This is a genomic window from Acinetobacter sp. YH01022 (assembly GCF_013420235.1).
Taxonomy (GTDB): Bacteria; Pseudomonadota; Gammaproteobacteria; order Pseudomonadales; family Moraxellaceae; genus Acinetobacter.
This window is the reverse complement of sequence record NZ_VOYP01000002.1, coordinates 42,166-58,866: the sequence shown is the minus strand read 5'-3', so window position 1 is coordinate 58,866 and position 16,701 is coordinate 42,166. Positions and strand designations below refer to the sequence as shown.

Annotated in this window: 16 protein-coding genes and 1 riboswitch; of the genes, 11 read left to right on the top strand and 5 right to left on the bottom strand. The window is 45.0% G+C overall.

Annotation, left to right across the window (positions count from 1 at the left end):
- The first annotated feature begins 169 nt into the window (after positions 1–169).
- From FTT87_RS01065 to FTT87_RS01035, 7 genes are all read left to right on the top strand, one after another.
- Positions 170–1,228 carry a hypothetical protein gene (locus FTT87_RS01065; protein ID WP_180174209.1) on the top strand — a complete coding sequence of 353 codons (1,059 nt, stop codon included), beginning with the start codon at positions 170–172 and terminating at the stop codon, positions 1,226–1,228.
- An 89-nt stretch (positions 1,229–1,317) separates the two neighbouring features.
- Positions 1,318–1,450, top strand: a riboswitch (TPP riboswitch).
- 108 nt (positions 1,451–1,558) lie between these two features.
- Positions 1,559–3,442: a phosphomethylpyrimidine synthase ThiC gene (gene thiC / locus FTT87_RS01060; RefSeq protein WP_180174165.1), complete on the top strand. Its 1,884-nt coding sequence runs from the start codon at positions 1,559–1,561 to the stop codon at positions 3,440–3,442.
- A 77-nt stretch (positions 3,443–3,519) separates the two neighbouring features.
- Positions 3,520–4,140: an NUDIX domain-containing protein gene (locus tag FTT87_RS01055; protein WP_180080868.1), complete on the top strand. Its 621-nt coding sequence runs from the start codon at positions 3,520–3,522 to the stop codon at positions 4,138–4,140.
- A gap of 9 nt (positions 4,141–4,149) precedes the next feature.
- Positions 4,150–4,959 (top strand): 3',5'-cyclic-AMP phosphodiesterase, encoded by an 810-nt coding sequence (cpdA, locus tag FTT87_RS01050; RefSeq protein WP_180174164.1) that lies wholly within the window; start codon positions 4,150–4,152, stop codon positions 4,957–4,959.
- Between the two features lie 209 nt (positions 4,960–5,168).
- Positions 5,169–5,696 carry an RNA polymerase-binding protein DksA gene (gene dksA / locus FTT87_RS01045; protein WP_086174133.1) on the top strand — a complete coding sequence of 176 codons (528 nt, stop codon included), beginning with the start codon at positions 5,169–5,171 and terminating at the stop codon, positions 5,694–5,696.
- Positions 5,697–5,700: 4 nt separating this feature from the next.
- On the top strand, positions 5,701–6,618 hold the full coding sequence (gluQRS, locus tag FTT87_RS01040) for a tRNA glutamyl-Q(34) synthetase GluQRS (protein ID WP_373423489.1): 918 nt from the start codon (positions 5,701–5,703) through the stop codon (positions 6,616–6,618).
- Between the two features lie 55 nt (positions 6,619–6,673).
- Complete coding sequence (locus FTT87_RS01035; protein ID WP_180174207.1) at positions 6,674–6,907, top strand: zinc-ribbon domain-containing protein; 234 nt, start codon at positions 6,674–6,676, stop codon at positions 6,905–6,907.
- Between the two features lie 15 nt (positions 6,908–6,922).
- Here the strand turns inward: FTT87_RS01035 and ftsW are convergent, their stop codons facing one another.
- The 5 genes from ftsW to FTT87_RS01010 form a co-directional block, all read right to left on the bottom strand.
- The gene (gene ftsW / locus FTT87_RS01030; RefSeq protein WP_180174163.1) at positions 6,923–8,119 is read right to left on the bottom strand and encodes a putative lipid II flippase FtsW; all 1,197 of its coding nucleotides are present in this window, start codon (positions 8,117–8,119) and stop codon (positions 6,923–6,925) included.
- 21 nt (positions 8,120–8,140) lie between these two features.
- On the bottom strand, positions 8,141–9,487 hold the full coding sequence (gene murD / locus FTT87_RS01025) for a UDP-N-acetylmuramoyl-L-alanine--D-glutamate ligase (RefSeq protein WP_166169581.1): 1,347 nt from the start codon (positions 9,485–9,487) through the stop codon (positions 8,141–8,143).
- A gap of 177 nt (positions 9,488–9,664) precedes the next feature.
- The gene (locus FTT87_RS01020) at positions 9,665–9,916 is read right to left on the bottom strand and encodes a DUF6587 family protein (protein ID WP_180174162.1); all 252 of its coding nucleotides are present in this window, start codon (positions 9,914–9,916) and stop codon (positions 9,665–9,667) included.
- Between the two features lie 30 nt (positions 9,917–9,946).
- A complete protein-coding gene (locus FTT87_RS01015; RefSeq protein WP_180174161.1) occupies positions 9,947–11,809 on the bottom strand; it encodes a ferrous iron transporter B in 1,863 nt (620 codons plus the stop codon).
- The gene (locus FTT87_RS01010) at positions 11,806–12,066 is read right to left on the bottom strand and encodes a FeoA family protein (protein ID WP_086195419.1); all 261 of its coding nucleotides are present in this window, start codon (positions 12,064–12,066) and stop codon (positions 11,806–11,808) included. The genes FTT87_RS01015 and FTT87_RS01010 overlap by 4 nt, the downstream gene beginning before the upstream one ends.
- A gap of 172 nt (positions 12,067–12,238) precedes the next feature.
- Here FTT87_RS01010 and xerD point away from each other — a divergent pair, with 172 nt between their 5' ends.
- The 4 genes from xerD (at position 12,239) to thrC (ending at position 16,690) form a co-directional block, all read left to right on the top strand.
- On the top strand, positions 12,239–13,156 hold the full coding sequence (xerD, locus tag FTT87_RS01005; protein ID WP_086195418.1) for a site-specific tyrosine recombinase XerD: 918 nt from the start codon (positions 12,239–12,241) through the stop codon (positions 13,154–13,156).
- Between the two features lie 93 nt (positions 13,157–13,249).
- The gene (locus FTT87_RS01000; RefSeq protein WP_180174160.1) at positions 13,250–14,065 is read left to right on the top strand and encodes a DsbC family protein; all 816 of its coding nucleotides are present in this window, start codon (positions 13,250–13,252) and stop codon (positions 14,063–14,065) included.
- 124 nt (positions 14,066–14,189) lie between these two features.
- Positions 14,190–15,494: a homoserine dehydrogenase gene (locus FTT87_RS00995; protein ID WP_180080851.1), complete on the top strand. Its 1,305-nt coding sequence runs from the start codon at positions 14,190–14,192 to the stop codon at positions 15,492–15,494.
- A 56-nt stretch (positions 15,495–15,550) separates the two neighbouring features.
- Entirely contained in the window at positions 15,551–16,690 is a 1,140-nt protein-coding gene (thrC, locus tag FTT87_RS00990) for a threonine synthase (RefSeq protein ID WP_086195181.1), read from the top strand.
- The last annotated feature ends 11 nt before the right edge of the window (positions 16,691–16,701 follow it).

The window sequence follows — 16,701 nt, the reverse complement described above, 5'->3', positions numbered from 1 at the left end:
TTATTAATTTTTGCCATCTGCTCAGCTGTTATTCATCAACCTCCACATGACTGCTCCATCATCACAGCACGTAACCAAAATCCTTCACAACACTACACAGACAAAGACTTTTTCAGTTATACAATACCCGCATACCCTGCAAATCATTGCCGCATGTACCCGATATAGAATGACTGTGCCGTTAAAAACAAAATTTTCTGTTAAGCAATATTTCCCTTTCTTTATTTTTATCCTTCTTATCGGGTGTCAAAAACCCGAACCTCAACCTATTCAAGAACCGGTACAAAAACAATCACAACAAGATGAAACGGTAGATTTAAACCTATTATGCAAAAATCTTGAGAAAAACATGCTGGCCATTAATGCAGAACGCACCACTTTTGCCCTGGAACAGATTAATCAGGATCTCAAGTTATGCTTGCCGCTGTCCACATTAGCAGAACAACAACATTTATTAAAACTATCCAATCAAATGTACAACAACTTCCTTAGTGTGGATAGAACAGCGCCACAGCAAGCTGCTTTCGAAGAGTATGCTTTTGATTTATCGCAGCATCCGACCATTCAACAAAACCGTTTTGAACAACTGACGTTACGTGATCAATATTTATTAAAACATAAAGGGCAAGCTTATATAGAGCTGTATGATCGCGGTAAAGGCCAGATCAATTATCGCCGCAGCCCCGAATATTTAGCCAGAATTTTTGCGCCTTATATGCCACAAGCCGAACAGGTCTTTATCGAAAATCTGGCGGCACAAAATACGCTGCCGGTATTTTCAGAGCATATCTTGATGATTGAACCGCATGAAATTGTGACCCGGGCTTTATTCTGGGAAGAATATTTAAATCAATACCCCAAAAGCAGCTATCGTAAAGATGCGGAATATCTTTTACAGATGTATACCCTGTTTTTATTTAAAGGCATGCATGATTCGCCTGTCTCGGATACTTACCTGGATAAATATGCAGTGCAAAGCAGTTCAATGGATGAAATTGAAAAATTAGCCCAGGTCAAAAACTCACATTTAGCGGTTCAAGCGAGCAAGTTTCTACAGTTATCCGAACAGCAGCGCTTACAAGAAATTCCTGTTCAGCTTAGCCTCAAAGAACAACAGTCGATGTCTGAAAAACAGCTCACACTCAGACAGTTAGATGAATATTTGGGTTTACAAAATCTGAGCCTTTCCAACCCGCGTGACTGTTTTAGTGATGCCGTTTGTCTTTAAGCTGCCTCTCAGTCTCCGATCTGGATGCCAGCCGAAAAGCGATGTTTTATGTGAATGTTTTTTAGTACATGGACATGGTAGTATTGATTCATAGCTTGACGGAGCGCGAGTAATAACTCGCTGAGATCGCCTAAATTCTATATGCAAATATGGCATTTGAGGGTGAGTACCGTTGAACCTGATCAGGTTAAGACCTGCGTAGGAATCAAGCCATCAAAAAACCTAAGCCTTCAATTGATTTGTGTTGATTTTAAAATCATTCAATCAGATCAATCTGCCACGTTTTTGGTCGTGCTTGATTCGTTGATATTATTCACAAGGATCATTACCATGGACCAATTAACGAATCGCTCTGCAACAGATATTTCCGCTCAGCATGAGCAAGATGCCAAAGATCTCACCCGAATTTTACCCGCTTCCAGAAAAGTCTACATTCAAGGTTCGCGTAGTGACATTCAGGTGCCTATGCGTGAAATTTCCCTGACCGAAACCCCAACCGGTCTGGGTGGTGAACACAATCCGGCCATTATGGTCTATGACACTTCAGGCGTTTATACCGACCCGAACGTGGCGATTGACCTGAATAAAGGTTTGCCCAATGTGCGTGAAAGCTGGATTGAAGAACGTCAGGATACCGAACGTTTAGATACCTTGAGCTCTGCTTTTGGACAGGAACGTCTGAAAGATATTCGTACGGCAGAAATCCGTTTCGCCCATATTCAAAAGCCACGCCGTGCTAAAGCGGGCAAAAATGTTACCCAGATGCACTATGCACGTCAGGGCATCATTACTCCGGAAATGGAATATATCGCCATTCGTGAAAACCAGCGCCAGCAGGCAGGTGTCGATGCACGCCAGCATGCCGGTCAAAACTTCGGGGCCAAGAATCTGACGGAAATTACCCCTGAATTTGTGCGTCAGGAAGTAGCGGAAGGCCGTGCCATTATTCCGGCCAATATTAACCATCCTGAAATTGAACCGATGATTATCGGACGTAATTTTCTGGTCAAGATCAATGCCAATATCGGCAACTCCGCACTCGGTTCCAGCATTGATGAAGAAGTAGCGAAAATGACCTGGGCCACCCGCTGGGGTGCTGACACCATTATGGATTTGTCGACCGGCAAAAATATTCATGAAACCCGTGAATGGATTATCCGCAACTCTCCTGTTCCAATTGGGACAGTTCCTATTTATCAGGCACTGGAAAAAGTTGATGGTGTAGCCGAAGATCTGACCTGGGAAATCTTTAAAGACACCCTGATTGAACAGGCAGAACAAGGCGTGGACTATTTCACCATTCATGCCGGCGTGCTTTTAAGATATGTACCGCTGACGGCTAACCGCTTAACCGGAATTGTTTCTCGCGGCGGCTCTATCATGGCGCAGTGGTGTCTGGCGCATCATCAGGAAAACTTCCTGTATACGCATTTTGATGAGATCTGCGAGATCATGAAGGCCTATGATGTGTCCTTCAGCCTGGGGGATGGCTTACGTCCAGGCTGTATTCAGGATGCCAATGACGAAGCACAGTTTAGTGAACTACGTACCTTGGGTGAACTGACCCATCGTGCCTGGGAGCATGATGTACAGGTGATGATTGAAGGTCCGGGGCATGTACCGATGCACATGGTCAAAGAGAATATGGATCTGCAACTGGAAGTCTGTAAAGAAGCGCCTTTCTATACCCTAGGGCCTTTAACCACCGATATCGCTCCCGGTTATGACCATATTACCTCGGCAATTGGCGCTGCCATGATTGGCTGGTACGGTACCGCCATGCTGTGCTATGTCACGCCAAAAGAGCATTTGGGCTTACCGAACAAGAAAGATGTCAAAGACGGTATCATCACCTATAAAATTGCAGCCCATGCCGCCGATCTGGCCAAAGGCCATCCGGGTTCGCAAGTCCGTGATAATGCCCTATCCAAAGCGCGTTTCGAATTCCGCTGGGAAGATCAGTTCAATTTGAGTCTGGACCCGGATACGGCACGTAGTATGCATGATGAAACCATGCCGAAGGAAGCACACAAATCTGCGCATTTCTGTTCCATGTGCGGTCCTAAATTCTGTTCGATGAAAATCACTCAAAATGTGAGGGATTATGCGAAAAATCAAACTAACGAGGGACAGGATACAGAGATTGAAGCAGGTTTGAATGCCATGAAAACCAGCTATCATGAACATGGTCAAAAACTGTACCACAAGCTGTAATTCTTAAAAAAAAATCTTTTATTTTCATAAAATTCTCAGTTAGGATGAATGTATGCTTTTCATCCTGACTGAGCTATATGAATATTATTAAACAAGCCACATATAACAACGACCAAGTTAAAATTCAGTCGCGTGAATATCTTTTCCGTGGCTTCATTCAGGTTGAAAAAGTCAATCTCTGTCATCGTTTATTTAACCAGAGCAAATTCACTCCTGTTATGCAGCGTGAACTGATTCACCGCCCTGAAGCTGCAGGTGTACTGATTTATGATGATACCCAGCAAAAATTTGCCTTGATTGAACAATTCCGTGTTGGTGCAATGGATGATCCAGAATCCCCCTGGCAACTAGAAGTGATTGCCGGTGTACTCGATGGTGATGAATCGCCGGAAAGCTGTATACGTCGTGAGAGCGTGGAAGAATCAGGCTGCGAGATTGACCAGTTACAGCATTTATTCAGCTTTTATCCTTCGGCTGGGGCCTGTTCTGAACTGTTTCATTTATATAGTGCCCAGGCGCATCTTCCTGAACACGGCGGAGTGTTTGGCATGCCGGATGAAGGGGAAAATATTCAGCTGCATATCATTGATTATAGTGAAATCACTACCTTATTGAGTAATGGCCGATTAAGGAATGCGCCAGTCATTATGGCCTTGCAATGGCTGCAACAACATATTAAAACAACAAGGAATGTCTAGGAGTCGGACATGACTTTATACCAACCCAATGAAGACCAGCAAGACTGGACCATTATTCAGATTTCAGACACACATTTGATGGATCAGGACGATCTGGAATTTGTAGAGATGAATCCGGAACACAGCTTTCATGCTGTGATGCAACAAATTCAGCAGCAATATCCGAGTACCGATGCCATTATTCATACTGGGGATCTGGCACAAGTACCGGTCAAACAGACGTATACACGTTATTTATCTTATATGCAGAATCTTGGTATTCCCTTTTATCAAATTCCAGGCAATCATGATGATATTGATCTGTTCCCTTTCTATCAGCATAAAAATCAGGTACACGCCATTCATTTTGGCAGATGGAGCGTGCTGCTGCTAAACACAGCCGTAGACGGCAGAATAGATGGCCGGATTGAACCAGAGCAATTACAACAGCTAGATCAGCTACTGGCAGAACTGCAACAGCAATTTGTCATTGTGGCATGTCATCATCATCCTTTTGCCATGCAATCAAAATGGATCGATCAACATAAACTGAAAAACCCTGAAAACTTGACCGCTGTTTTAGCCAGGCATAGTCATGTTAAAGCGGTTATTTTTGGTCATGTGCATCAGGATTCGTGTCATGAATGGCAGCACATCCTGTTTTTCTCAACTCCATCGACCTGTGTCCAGTTCAAACCTTTCAGTGAAAATTTTGCCCTAGATGACCAGGCCCCGGGGTTTCGTGTCCTGCATCTAAAAGCCAATGGTGAGCTTGAAACCCGAATTCAGCGTGTCCAAACAGTACGGCAACAAATTAATAGCGAAATTTCAGGTTACTAACTTTTCATTTTGCTTTTTTTCTATTACTTTATGGCTTCTGAAGGAAGCATGATCGATAGAATCCAAGCATCAAAGACTATCAAAAAGCACAAAAAGTCTATATGATGACGACCCTCGAAGGAGAATCTCCTTAGGGTTGGATAAAAACACTTGCATATCACCATATTTTTTGCGTATAGATAATACGCATATGATGAGGAATGCCCTATATGGCGAATGACAACCAAAATCAAGTCTTGGACGAACAAACTGATGTGGTAGATGAAAAATCTACCAAACGCGTGCGTAAAACAAAGCCAAAAGCGTCAGAAAGTGGTTCTACTGCTAGCTTATTTGGTATTGCACCTTATCAGCCTAAAAAAAATGAAGAATACATGTCTGAAGGACAGCTTGAGCATTTCCGCCAGATTTTATTGGCGTGGAAAGCAGAGCTCATGTCTGAAGTAGACCGTACACTCAACACCATGCAAGACGAAAATACCGCATTGCCTGATGTTAATGACCGTGCCACACAAGAAGAAGAGTTTGCGATTGAACTCCGTACACGTGACCGTGAACGCAAGCTGATTCGCAAGATTGAGCAATCTATCGAAGCGATTAAAAACGACGATTACGGTTTCTGTGAAACCTGTGGTATTGAAATTGGTCTGCGTCGTCTTGAAGCACGTCCAACGGCTACCCTTTGTATTGACTGCAAAACTTTGGCAGAAATCAAAGAGAAGCAAAATAACGGTTAATACTGTGTTAAGTAATCCCTCCCTGACCCTCCCTTTAAAAAAGGGAGGGAAAGCTGAAGAGAATTACGTGGGTCGGTTTGCGCCATCGCCAACCGGCCCTTTGCATTTTGGCTCGCTTATTACAGCGGTGGCCAGTTATTGCGATGCCCGTGCCCATCAGGGTCAATGGCTGATCCGGATTGAAGATACTGACATGCCGCGTATTTATCCCGGTAGTGAAGAACATATCTTGCGCTCAATCGATGCGTTCCAGTTTGAGCCCGATGCCGAGATCATTTTCCAGAAAGACCGCCTTGATATTTATGAATCTGTGATAGAACAGCTGCATCAGCAAGGCTGGGTCTATGCCTGCCAGTGCACCCGTAAAATGCTCGGTTCCAATCATATCTATGCTGGAACCTGCCGGGATTTAAACCTGCCTTTTGATCAGCAAGCCATTCGTGTCAAAGTACCAGATCAACAGATCTGCTTTACCGATCGCCTGCAAGGAACACATTGTTCCAACCTGCAACAGGACCTAGGCGATTTTGTGCTGAAGCGCCGTGATGGCATTATCAATTATCAGCTCGCCGTAGTGGTTGATGATTATCTGCAAGGAGTCACCCACGTAGTTCGCGGTGCCGACCTGCTGGACAATACCGAACGGCAAATCTGGCTCGGTTCGCTGCTGGGTTATCCGCAACTTGAATACATGCATCTGCCTTTAGCGATGAATGCTCAGGGACAAAAACTCTCTAAACAGAATCTGGCTCAAGCACTCGATCTCAAGCGTGCTCCTGAATTATTACAGCAAGCCATTCGCGCTTTGCACCAACCGGAAGTCGATTTAGACACCCCCCCAAATATGCTGAAACAGGCTATTGTCCAGTGGAATACAGACTTGATTCCCCATACAACTGAGCTACAAGGCAGCTATTTATAAAACTCGGATGATCGTTAAGCTAAAAACATCTACAGTAGACAATGACAGACTTAAAATGTTTTTTATCTTTGGTATTGGCCCTAAAACCAAAGTAGTCGAGAAAAATCAGTTTCTATGCCCGGTATGCAGAACGCGCAGCGCTTATGAATTGAAACAACAACGCAATTATTTTTCTATATTTTTTATCCCACTGATTCCCCTCTCAAAAGCGAAAGGAGAATTTGTGCAATGCTTGCATTGTGGAACTGAAATGCCGAGCACCGTGTTAAACCATGCTCAGCCAGACTGATCGTCCGAATCAAAGCTAGAAGCTTGATTCTTCTTTGCTTGGATTGGCTTTTTGTGTCGTGGCATCAATTTTCAAAATCAGGCTGATCATCACTGCACACATAATTAACGATGAACCGCCATAACTGATAAATGGCAAGGTCAAACCTTTGGTCGGTAACATGCCCATATTCATGCCGGCATTCACCAGGATTTGAAGCAGGAAAATAATACTGATGCCATAAGCCAGATAACCTGCACGCAAATATTGATACTGCAAGGCACGATGTCCAATCTTGATACAGCAGACCACCATCATGAAAGAAAGAATCAATACGGTACTGATACCGAAAAAGCCGAATTCCTCACCTAAAATAGCCAACATAAAGTCAGTATGCGCTTCAGGCAGATAAGACATTTTCTGGATACTATGACCCAGTCCGACTCCCATCCATTCACCCCGACCAAAGGCCATCAGCGCATTAGACAACTGATAGCCGGTGCCCAAGGGGTCAGCCCAAGGATTGGTAAATGATAAGGCACGCTGTAAACGGTAAGGCTCAAAGATAATTGCGGCGGCCAAAGCAAATATAATCGCGATCAGGAAGAAAATAAACTGAATCGGCGGCGCGCCAGCCAGGAAGAAAACGCCTAAAATCATCAGGACAATCACCGCAGTCGCACCCAGATCGGGTTCCAGCAGGATTAAGCCTACAGTGATGATCATCACACCGACCAAGCGATATAGGCCGGATGCACTGCTTCGCACCTCTTTTGCCCGTCGTACCACATAATCCGCAGTAAAGATGGCCATCATGACCTTGGCCACTTCCGAGGCCTGCAAGGTAAAACCAGCTATACGAATCCAGCGGGTGGAACCGTTGACCTCAGTACCGGCAACCAGCACCACAGCCAGCAGCAGAATGGTCATGATCCATAAGGGAAAGGTATTATTAAACCAGACATTCAATGACACCTTATACGCCAGAAATGCGGCTACACCTGCCACAAAAATGGAAATGCCGTGTCGGATTACATAATGAAATGCATTTTCATGTAAGCGGTCGGCATAGGGCATCGATGCCGATGCCACCATGATTGAACCGATACAAAGCAAGGCAATCACACAAAAAATCAGTACATTACGTGGCGTAACTTCAGAGGGAATTTTCGCTCCCCACTGATTGTAGACCTGATTAATTTTATTTATGGTCGTCTGAGCTAACCCAGCCATACAACTTTCCTTATCGTTCTTCTAAGCAAGTGTGTTCACACATTCAACAAACTGGTGTCCACGTTCACTATAACCTTTAAACATATCAAAACTTGCACATGCAGGTGACAATAACACCACATCATGGGCTTGGGTATGTTGCTGGCATAATTCCACCGCTTCTTTTAAAGATTCGGCATGAAGCAATGTCGTGGTTCCTTCAATGGCGGCTTCAATAATCGGACGGTCTTCACCAATTAACACCGCGACTTTGGCATATTTGCTTAAAGACTCGCGTAAAGCAGTGAAATCCTGACCTTTACCCTGCCCACCCAAGATGATTGCCACTTTACCTTGCTGCGGCTCAATTGCAGCACCCAAACCATCAATCGCCGCCAAGGTTGCGCCAATATTGGTACCTTTAGAGTCGTTGTAATAACGTACGCCCTGCACTTCTTTGACAAATTCACAGCGGTGCTCTAGGCCTTTAAAGGTTTTCAGCGTTTCCAGCATACTGTCTAGTGGTAAACCAATCGCTTCACCCAAAGCTAGACAAGCCAAGGCATTGGCAACATTATGCGTCCCTTGAATGTACATATCTGTGCTTTTTAACAGGCGTTCACGACCACGTGCCAGCCAGATCGTGCCATTATCTTCTTTTAAAATGCCGTATTGATTTAAATCCGGTGCATTCAGACCAAAGCTCTGCATGGGTGTCGTATCTGGAACCAGTGGACGAGTAAGTGAATCATCACGGTTAAACACGACTTTTTTCACGCCCTGGAAAATACGATGTTTTGCAGTGTGATAACCAAACATATCACCATGACGATCAAGATGATCTTCACTCATGTTCAGTACCACTGCCACTTCGGCATTTAAATTAGAGGTAGTTTCCAACTGGAAGCTGGACAATTCCAGAATATACAGTTCAGGGTCATCTTTGGTTAAATCCAGTGCCGGACGACCCAGGTTACCGCCTACCGCCACTTTCTTGCCGGCATCTTTGGCCATTAGGCCAATCAGGGTCGTCACGGTACTTTTGGCATTTGAACCGGTAATTGCAACAATCGGTTTATCGGTGGCACGGCGCAAAACCTGAATTTCACTGATTACCGGAATGCCTTGGGCAATCGCTGCCTGAATTTCTGCAATCTTTGGATCAAGCCCCGGACTAATCACAATTTCTTCAGCTTGTAATAACAGATCTTGATCAAGCTGACCAAAACTGGTCTGAACATCGGCAGGAATCTGATCATGTCCGGGAGGTGTCTTTCGAGAATCTGTTACTGCAACGCGGTAGCCATGTTCATGTAAGAAATTGACTGCTGCAACACCTGAAATTCCGAGTCCTGCAACAACTTTTAATCCACCACGCTGTATTAACATTTTTGCCCCATTTTATGGTCTGTTTTTAAAACTGACAAAATGTTAGCACTTTGCTGTTTTGAATGCTTTTTCTGTTTTGACTTTATCTCGGCTTTTTTGTGTCAGCGCGTAAAAAAACCGTCATAAAAATGACGGTTTTGCAAAATTCTTATTGAAGATGGAAATATGACCTGAAAGTTATTTCCATTTTACCGCTTGCACTTCAGGTTTTTTCTGAACCAAGTCGGGATTTGCAGCACAGCCACAGCTTCCTCCGCAACCTGAAACCATCGCCGGTTTTAACCACTTTGCCAAAGCTGCCCAACCTTGCTTTTCACAGTGCTTGGACAATGCCGTGAAGGCTGAATTTGATGTTCTGGGAAAAACTTTCTTAAACACCACGACAGCACTCCAAAGGACCAAAGCAGCCACAATCAGAATTTCAATCATTTCAGTCTCCTTTCACAGCCTTAAATCACACTATCCAAAGTAATGTGAAGCAATTTGATAGGTCAGGAATGACATCAGATATGCCAGACCAAACAGGTACAGGGTCATGACAGACATGGTTTTCCACGACCCCGTTTCGCGGCGCACCGTCGCTAAAGTGGCCAGACAGTGCGGTGCATAGATAAACCACACCAGCAATGACAAACCGGTCGCCAATGACCAGCCCAATTCACCTGTGCCACCGATAATAGAAGCCAGACCCTGTGACATGGCATCTTCATCTACCGCAGAAAGTGCATAGACGGTACCCAATGCAGCCACCACCACTTCACGAGCCGCCATTGCAGGAATTAAAGCAATACAGATTTGCCAGTTAAAGCCCAGTGGGGCAAAAATTGGCTGCATCACATGACCCAGCATCCCGGCAAAGGAATAATCAATTGCCGGGGCAGTCGCACCGTCCGGTGCTTGCGGGAAGGTACACAGAAACCACAGTAAAATAGACAGGGCGAAGATGATGCCACCGACACGTTTCAGGAAGATTTTGGCGCGATCCAGCAGACCAATCCACACGCTTTTCACGTCGGGAAAACGATAGCTTGGCAACTCCATTAATAACATATGCTGTGACTTGTCTTTCTGGAAAAATTTCAGCACGGTCGCCACAATCAAGGCACTAACAATCCCAGCCATATATAGACCGAATAGCACTAAACCTTGTAAATTGAATATACCCCAAACCATTTTTTCCGGAATGAAAGCGGCAATCAGCAAGGCATAGACCGGCAAACGGGCCGAGCAGGTCATCAGCGGTGCCACAAAAATCGTGGTTAAACGGTCACGTGGATCACTGATGCTGCGGGTTGCCATAATGCCCGGCACCGCACAGGCAAAGCTGGACAGTAGTGGAATAAAAGCACGACCTGAAAGACCGGCTTTAAACATCAGCTTATCCAGCAAAAATGCCGCACGCGGTAGGTAACCCGATTCTTCCAGCACCAAAATGAAAAAGAACAGGATTAAAATCTGGGGCAGAAAGACCACCACACCACCAGCACCGGCGATAATTCCATCCACCACCAGACTGTTCAATAACGGATGGGAAATCTGTGCACTGACCACTTCACCCAGCCAGCCAAAAAAGCGTTCAATGCCATCCATGAATGGCGCAGCCCAGGCAAATACTGCCTGAAATACAATAAACATCATCAGGGCCAGACTGACCAGACCTAAAACCGGATGTAAAAATATCTTGTCCAGAAAATCGGAGCGTTTGTCTTCATGGTCAACAAAAACCACCACATCTTTTAGCAGCTGAGCAATTTTTTCATGATTTGAACCCGAAATTTTGACATCACTCAGTTCAGCATTGGGCGTTCTAAACGTTTCCGCATCCAGTGCACCCATCAGGTTTTCAATCCCTGCATTACGTACTGCAACGGTTTCTACCACAGGAATGCCTAAACGTTGCGATAGTTTTTGCGTGTTGATCTGCATGCCACGGCGGCGTGCTTCGTCCATCATGTTTAAGACCAGTAAAATCGGACGGCCCAGCTCAATCATTTCCAGAACCAAACCGAGATGCAATTTTAGGTTAGTTGCATCGACTACACATAGAAAGGCATCTTGCTGACCTTCTTCTGCAATTTTGCCTTGCACCACATCACGGGTAATGGCTTCGTCCGGACTAGTGGCATTCAGACTATAGGTCCCAGGTAAATCCAGTACACGAACCACGCGAGCTGAAGGTAAAGTAAACTGCCCCACTTTACGTTCAACCGTGACCCCGGCATAGTTACCAACCTTCTGCCGTGTTCCGGTTAAATGGTTGAATAATGATGTTTTACCGCAGTTCGGGTTACCTACAAGGGCAATACGTAGCGCATCACTCATGCAGTGATCCCCTCTTCAATTTCAATTTTTTCAGCTTCAACTTTGCGCAGTGCGAAACGGGTAAACCCCACCTGTATCAGGATAGGATCACCACCAAAAATACCTTTGGTAATGACCTGAACTTTTGTCCCCGGTACAAAGCCCAAAGTTTCCAAACGACTCGCCACCAGATCAGTCTGAGCTGTATCACCATTCAAAGTACGGTTGACTTTGCGAATGATGGCCGTTTGTTTCACTTTCAAATCAGATAATCGCACCGCATCTAATCCTAAAATATTTGCTACAGTATACAAACAAATGAGAATAATTACCAAGTAAGGTTTGATTCCAATTCTCATCTTGTCTGTAGCGTTCGACATTGCAAAAAAATTGGTCTACATTGATCAAGACCAAGAAAAACTTGGATTTTTCATTCAATGTAGAAGTGACATGCTCAATAAAAAGCCTCGTATTCCTGCACCGGTAAATATTCCTGAACATTTAAGTTTTTTACAGGGTTTTCGAGATTATTTAATTGCTCAAACCGTCAGTCCGCATACACGTAATGCTTATCTATCTGATTTAATTCAATGTAGTGAATGTCATGCGGTTTCAATGCCAGACTGGAATAGTGATGACATCTCCGATGTTTTATTGAATTTGACCAAACAGGGCAAAAGTCCGCGCTCGATTGCCCGCTCACTTTCTGCACTGCGATCCTTTTATAAATTTTTACGTGAACAAAAATTACGTAGCGATAATCCTGTTGCAACCCATAAAACGCCTAAGATTGGCCGGGCCTTGCCTAAAGATTTGTCTGAAGCCGATGTTGAAGCCCTGATTAATGCACCAGATATCAATACAGCACTGGGCTTACGCGACCGGGCCATGTTTGAAGTCCTCTATGCCTGCGGCCTGCGCGTATCGGAATTACTCAATTTAAGACTGGAACTGATTAATTTAAAACAAGGTTATTTGCGCATTGTCGGTAAAGGTAACAAGGAGCGTCTGGTGCCTTTGGGACAAGTCGCTTGCGAATGGATTGAAAAGTATCTTAATGAAGCGCGTTCCCATTTATATAAAACTGCTACCGACTATGTCTTTTTAACCCAGCATGGCGGCATTATGAGCCGGCAAAATTTCTGGTATGCCATTAAACGTTATGCCTTGCAGGCCGGGATTCAGACCGAACTTTCACCGCATACCCTGCGTCACGCCTTTGCCACCCATTTACTCAATCATGGTGCCGACTTGCGTGTGGTGCAGATGCTGCTCGGGCATAGTGATTTATCCACCACGCAAATTTATACCCACGTGGCTCAGGTTCGCATGCAGCAATTGCATGCCACTTATCACCCACGCGCTTAAGGGCAGCAAATTCAGACCAAGAAGTTTTATCGCGGGCATTTTTTTTTGTTATGCTTAGGCACCTGTTTTTATGCCTACAAGAAAGGGTTGTTTATGTTATTTACCCGTTCAAAAATTTTTCTCGCATGTACACTTGCTGCTGGCTTAGGATTAACGGCCTGCTCCAATTCGAATAATGATGAAAAAAAACAAAGTACTTTAACCGCTAGTGCACCTGCTACCGGCCAGGCCTCCAATCTTTCAGAACGCAATGCACAGCAACGTCTGGTAAACACGCTGCAACAGCACTTCAAGAAAGCCAATATCAATGCCAAAATTTTAAATATCAAGGCAACCGAAGTTCCTAACCTGTATTGGGTTAACTTGGAAGGTATGTCATCAGTTTATGCCACCGCTGATGGCAAATACATTATTCAGGGTGACGTGCTGCGTCTAGGCGACAGTAAAATTCACAATGTCAGTGAAAACCTGCAATCCGAAGCCAATAAAAAGCTACTGGCCAACTTAAAAACCGAAGACTTGCTGGTTTATAAAGCCCAAGGCAAAACCAAACATATCGTGTATGTGTTTACCGATGCCAGTTGCCCGTATTGCCATAAACTGCATGAGCATATGAGCGAAATTAATGCCAAGGGCATCGAAGTACGCTATATCGCTTGGCCACGTGGCGAACAGTTCATGCCAGCCATGGAAAGCGTGTGGTGTAGTGCAGACCGTCAGGCGGCTTTTGATCAGGCCATTGCCGGAGCACCGCTTGCTCCAGCGACTTGTAAGAATCCGGTCAGAGATCAATATCAGCTGGGGCTGAATATGGGCGTCAATGGCACTCCGGCCATTTATAACAGCGAGGGCGTTTACCTGGGTGGATATCTCTCGCCTGAAGAATTGGTAGAGCGTTTAAATAACTAATTTTTATCAGTTCATCTACTAAATTTAATAGGTAGAGATAAAGTGATTTCTGCCCTAGAGTCTGGCCGTTTTTTTAGCTATGATCTAAGTTCGCTTAAAGTTGAATACATATTTGGAGTGTGACGTGAAACCAGTTCGTCTGGCAATCCTCGGTCTAGGTACTGTGGGTGGTGGTGCCCTTAAACTACTAAAAGAAAATGCTGCTGAGATTAAGCGTCGCACCGGTCGTGAAATTGAGATTACCCATGTGGGTACTCGTCGCCCTCGTCCTGATCTGGATTTGCCTGCTTCGGTGAAACAAAGTGCTGATCTGCTCGATATTGTTCGTCAACCGGATGTCGATATCGTGGTAGAAGTCATGGGCGGCATTCATCCTGCTTATGAAGTCATTATGGAAGCGATGAAATACGGCAAGCACATTGTAACGGCTAACAAGGCCCTGCTCGCTGAACATGGCAATGAGCTGTTTAAAGCAGCCGAAGACCATGCCGTGCAAATTGCCTATGAAGCCGCCGTTGCTGGTGGTATTCCAATTATTAAAGTTATTCGTGAAGGTCTGGCTGCCAACAAGATTGAATGGCTAGCGGGCATCATCAACGGTACAGGCAACTTCATTTTAAGTGAAATGCGTGAAAAAGGGCGTGCTTTTGCAGACGTGCTGAAAGAAGCGCAAGAGCTGGGTTATGCCGAAGCAGATCCAACCTTTGACGTTGAAGGCATTGATGCTGCACATAAACTGACGATTCTGGCTTCATGTGCCTTTGGTATTCCGCTACAGTTCGACAAGGTATTTACCGAAGGCATCAGCAAAGTGACTGCTCAAGACGTGAAATATGCCGAAGATCTGGGCTTCCGTATCAAGCACCTGGGAATTGCCCGTCGTGCTGCATCTGGTATTGAATTACGTGTTCATCCTACTTTAATTCCAGATGATCAACTGATTGCCAATGTTAATGGCGTGAAAAATGCAGTCTTGGTTCAAGCCAATGCTGTTGGTCCAACACTGTATTACGGCGCAGGCGCAGGTGCTGGCCCTACTGCTTCTGCGGTAGTCGCAGACATCGTGGATATTGTCCGTGATATTATTTACACAGAAGATGGTGCCGGAACCATTCCACAGCTGGCTTTTGAAGCTTTGACAGATTTGCCAATTCTGCCGCGTGAAGAAATGACCACGGGCTATTACATCCGCATTAATGCCGAAGATCAAACCGGTGTTCTGGCAGATGTCACCACCATTTTAAGCCGTGCCGGTATTAGCATTGACGCGATCATGCAACAGCCGCGCTTAAAAGACCTTATTCCTATCGTGATTCTGACTGATCCAGTCAAGGAATCAAAAATGGATGAAGCCCTTCAGCAAATTCAAGCATTGCCCGTCATTCATGGCGAAATTGTACGAATTCGTTTAGAATCGCTTGATAATTAATCGGGTTGAGGGGAGTATTCCCCTTGCCAAGCTCTACACACAATTGGAACATCATCATGTCTAATGCCAATCGTTATACTGGTTTAGTTGACCGCTATCGCGACCGTTTACCAGTGTCTGCAACTACTCGCGCAATCTCTTTAGGCGAAGGTAATACGCCACTGATCAAGCTTGAGAACATTCCACGCATTATTGGCAAAAATGTTGAAATTTATGTGAAGTACGAGGGCTTAAACCCGACTGGTTCATTTAAAGACCGTGGTATGACCATGGCGGTTACTAAAGCAGTTGAAGAAGGCTCTAAAGCGATTATCTGTGCTTCTACCGGTAACACTTCTGCTGCTGCAGCCGCTTATGCTGCCCGTGCTGGCATCAAAGCGTTTGTGCTCATTCCAGAAGGCAAAATTGCCATGGGTAAAATGGCACAAGCGATGATGTATGGTGCTGTCACCATGCAAATCCGCGGTAACTTCGACGACGGTATGCGTCTGGTCAAAGAAGTGGCTGACCAAGCACCTGTAACCATCGTAAACTCTATCAACCCTTACCGTTTGCAAGGTCAAAAAACCATTGCTTATGAAATCGTGGATGAGTTAGGTCGTGCGCCTGATTACCACTGCTTGCCTGTGGGTAATGCAGGTAATATCACGGCTCACTGGATGGGTTATACCGAAGCTGTTGCTAACCAGCCTAAAGAGCAGTTTGAACAAGTGGTTTATGATGCTGCAACTGATCAGTTCACCGGTCCTAAACCTGAAGGCTTGCCAACCATGGTCGGTTACCAGGCATCTGGTGCTGCACCGTTCCTGCGTGGTGCACCGGTTGAAAACCCTGAAACTGTAGCTACAGCGATTCGTATTGGTAACCCGCAAAGCTGGCATCATGCCAAAGCGGTGGTACGTGATTCAAAAGGCTGGTTCGATGAACTGACTGATACGGAAATTTTAGAAGCGCAACGCTTACTTTCGATGTATGAAGGTGTATTCGTAGAACCTGCTTCTGCAGCGTCTATCGGTGGTGCGATTCGTGACATTAAAGCAGGTAAAATTGCTGAAGGTTCTGTTATCGTATGTACAGTAACCGGTAATGGCCTGAAAGACCCTGATACAGCAATCAAACAATGTTCTGATGCCGTGATGTTGTCTATCGATGCCTCTATGGATCAAGTGAAAGACTCTATTCTTTCTAATATGTAATGCATATTTAG

Coding starts and splice junctions, on each gene's coding strand:
- FTT87_RS01035 (WP_180174207.1), top strand. CDS start 6,674: ATGTTTTTTATCTTTGGTATTGGCCCTAAAACCAAAGTAGTCGAGAAA.
- FTT87_RS01055 (WP_180080868.1), top strand. CDS start 3,520: ATGAATATTATTAAACAAGCCACATATAACAACGACCAAGTTAAAATT.
- ftsW (WP_180174163.1), bottom strand. CDS start 8,119: ATGGCTGGGTTAGCTCAGACGACCATAAATAAAATTAATCAGGTCTAC.
- FTT87_RS01020 (WP_180174162.1), bottom strand. CDS start 9,916: ATGATTGAAATTCTGATTGTGGCTGCTTTGGTCCTTTGGAGTGCTGTC.
- FTT87_RS01065 (WP_180174209.1), top strand. CDS start 170: ATGACTGTGCCGTTAAAAACAAAATTTTCTGTTAAGCAATATTTCCCT.
- cpdA (WP_180174164.1), top strand. CDS start 4,150: ATGACTTTATACCAACCCAATGAAGACCAGCAAGACTGGACCATTATT.
- dksA (WP_086174133.1), top strand. CDS start 5,169: ATGGCGAATGACAACCAAAATCAAGTCTTGGACGAACAAACTGATGTG.
- FTT87_RS01015 (WP_180174161.1), bottom strand. CDS start 11,809: ATGAGTGATGCGCTACGTATTGCCCTTGTAGGTAACCCGAACTGCGGT.
- murD (WP_166169581.1), bottom strand. CDS start 9,487: ATGTTAATACAGCGTGGTGGATTAAAAGTTGTTGCAGGACTCGGAATT.
- thiC (WP_180174165.1), top strand. CDS start 1,559: ATGGACCAATTAACGAATCGCTCTGCAACAGATATTTCCGCTCAGCAT.
- thrC (WP_086195181.1), top strand. CDS start 15,551: ATGTCTAATGCCAATCGTTATACTGGTTTAGTTGACCGCTATCGCGAC.
- FTT87_RS01000 (WP_180174160.1), top strand. CDS start 13,250: ATGTTATTTACCCGTTCAAAAATTTTTCTCGCATGTACACTTGCTGCT.
- xerD (WP_086195418.1), top strand. CDS start 12,239: ATGCTCAATAAAAAGCCTCGTATTCCTGCACCGGTAAATATTCCTGAA.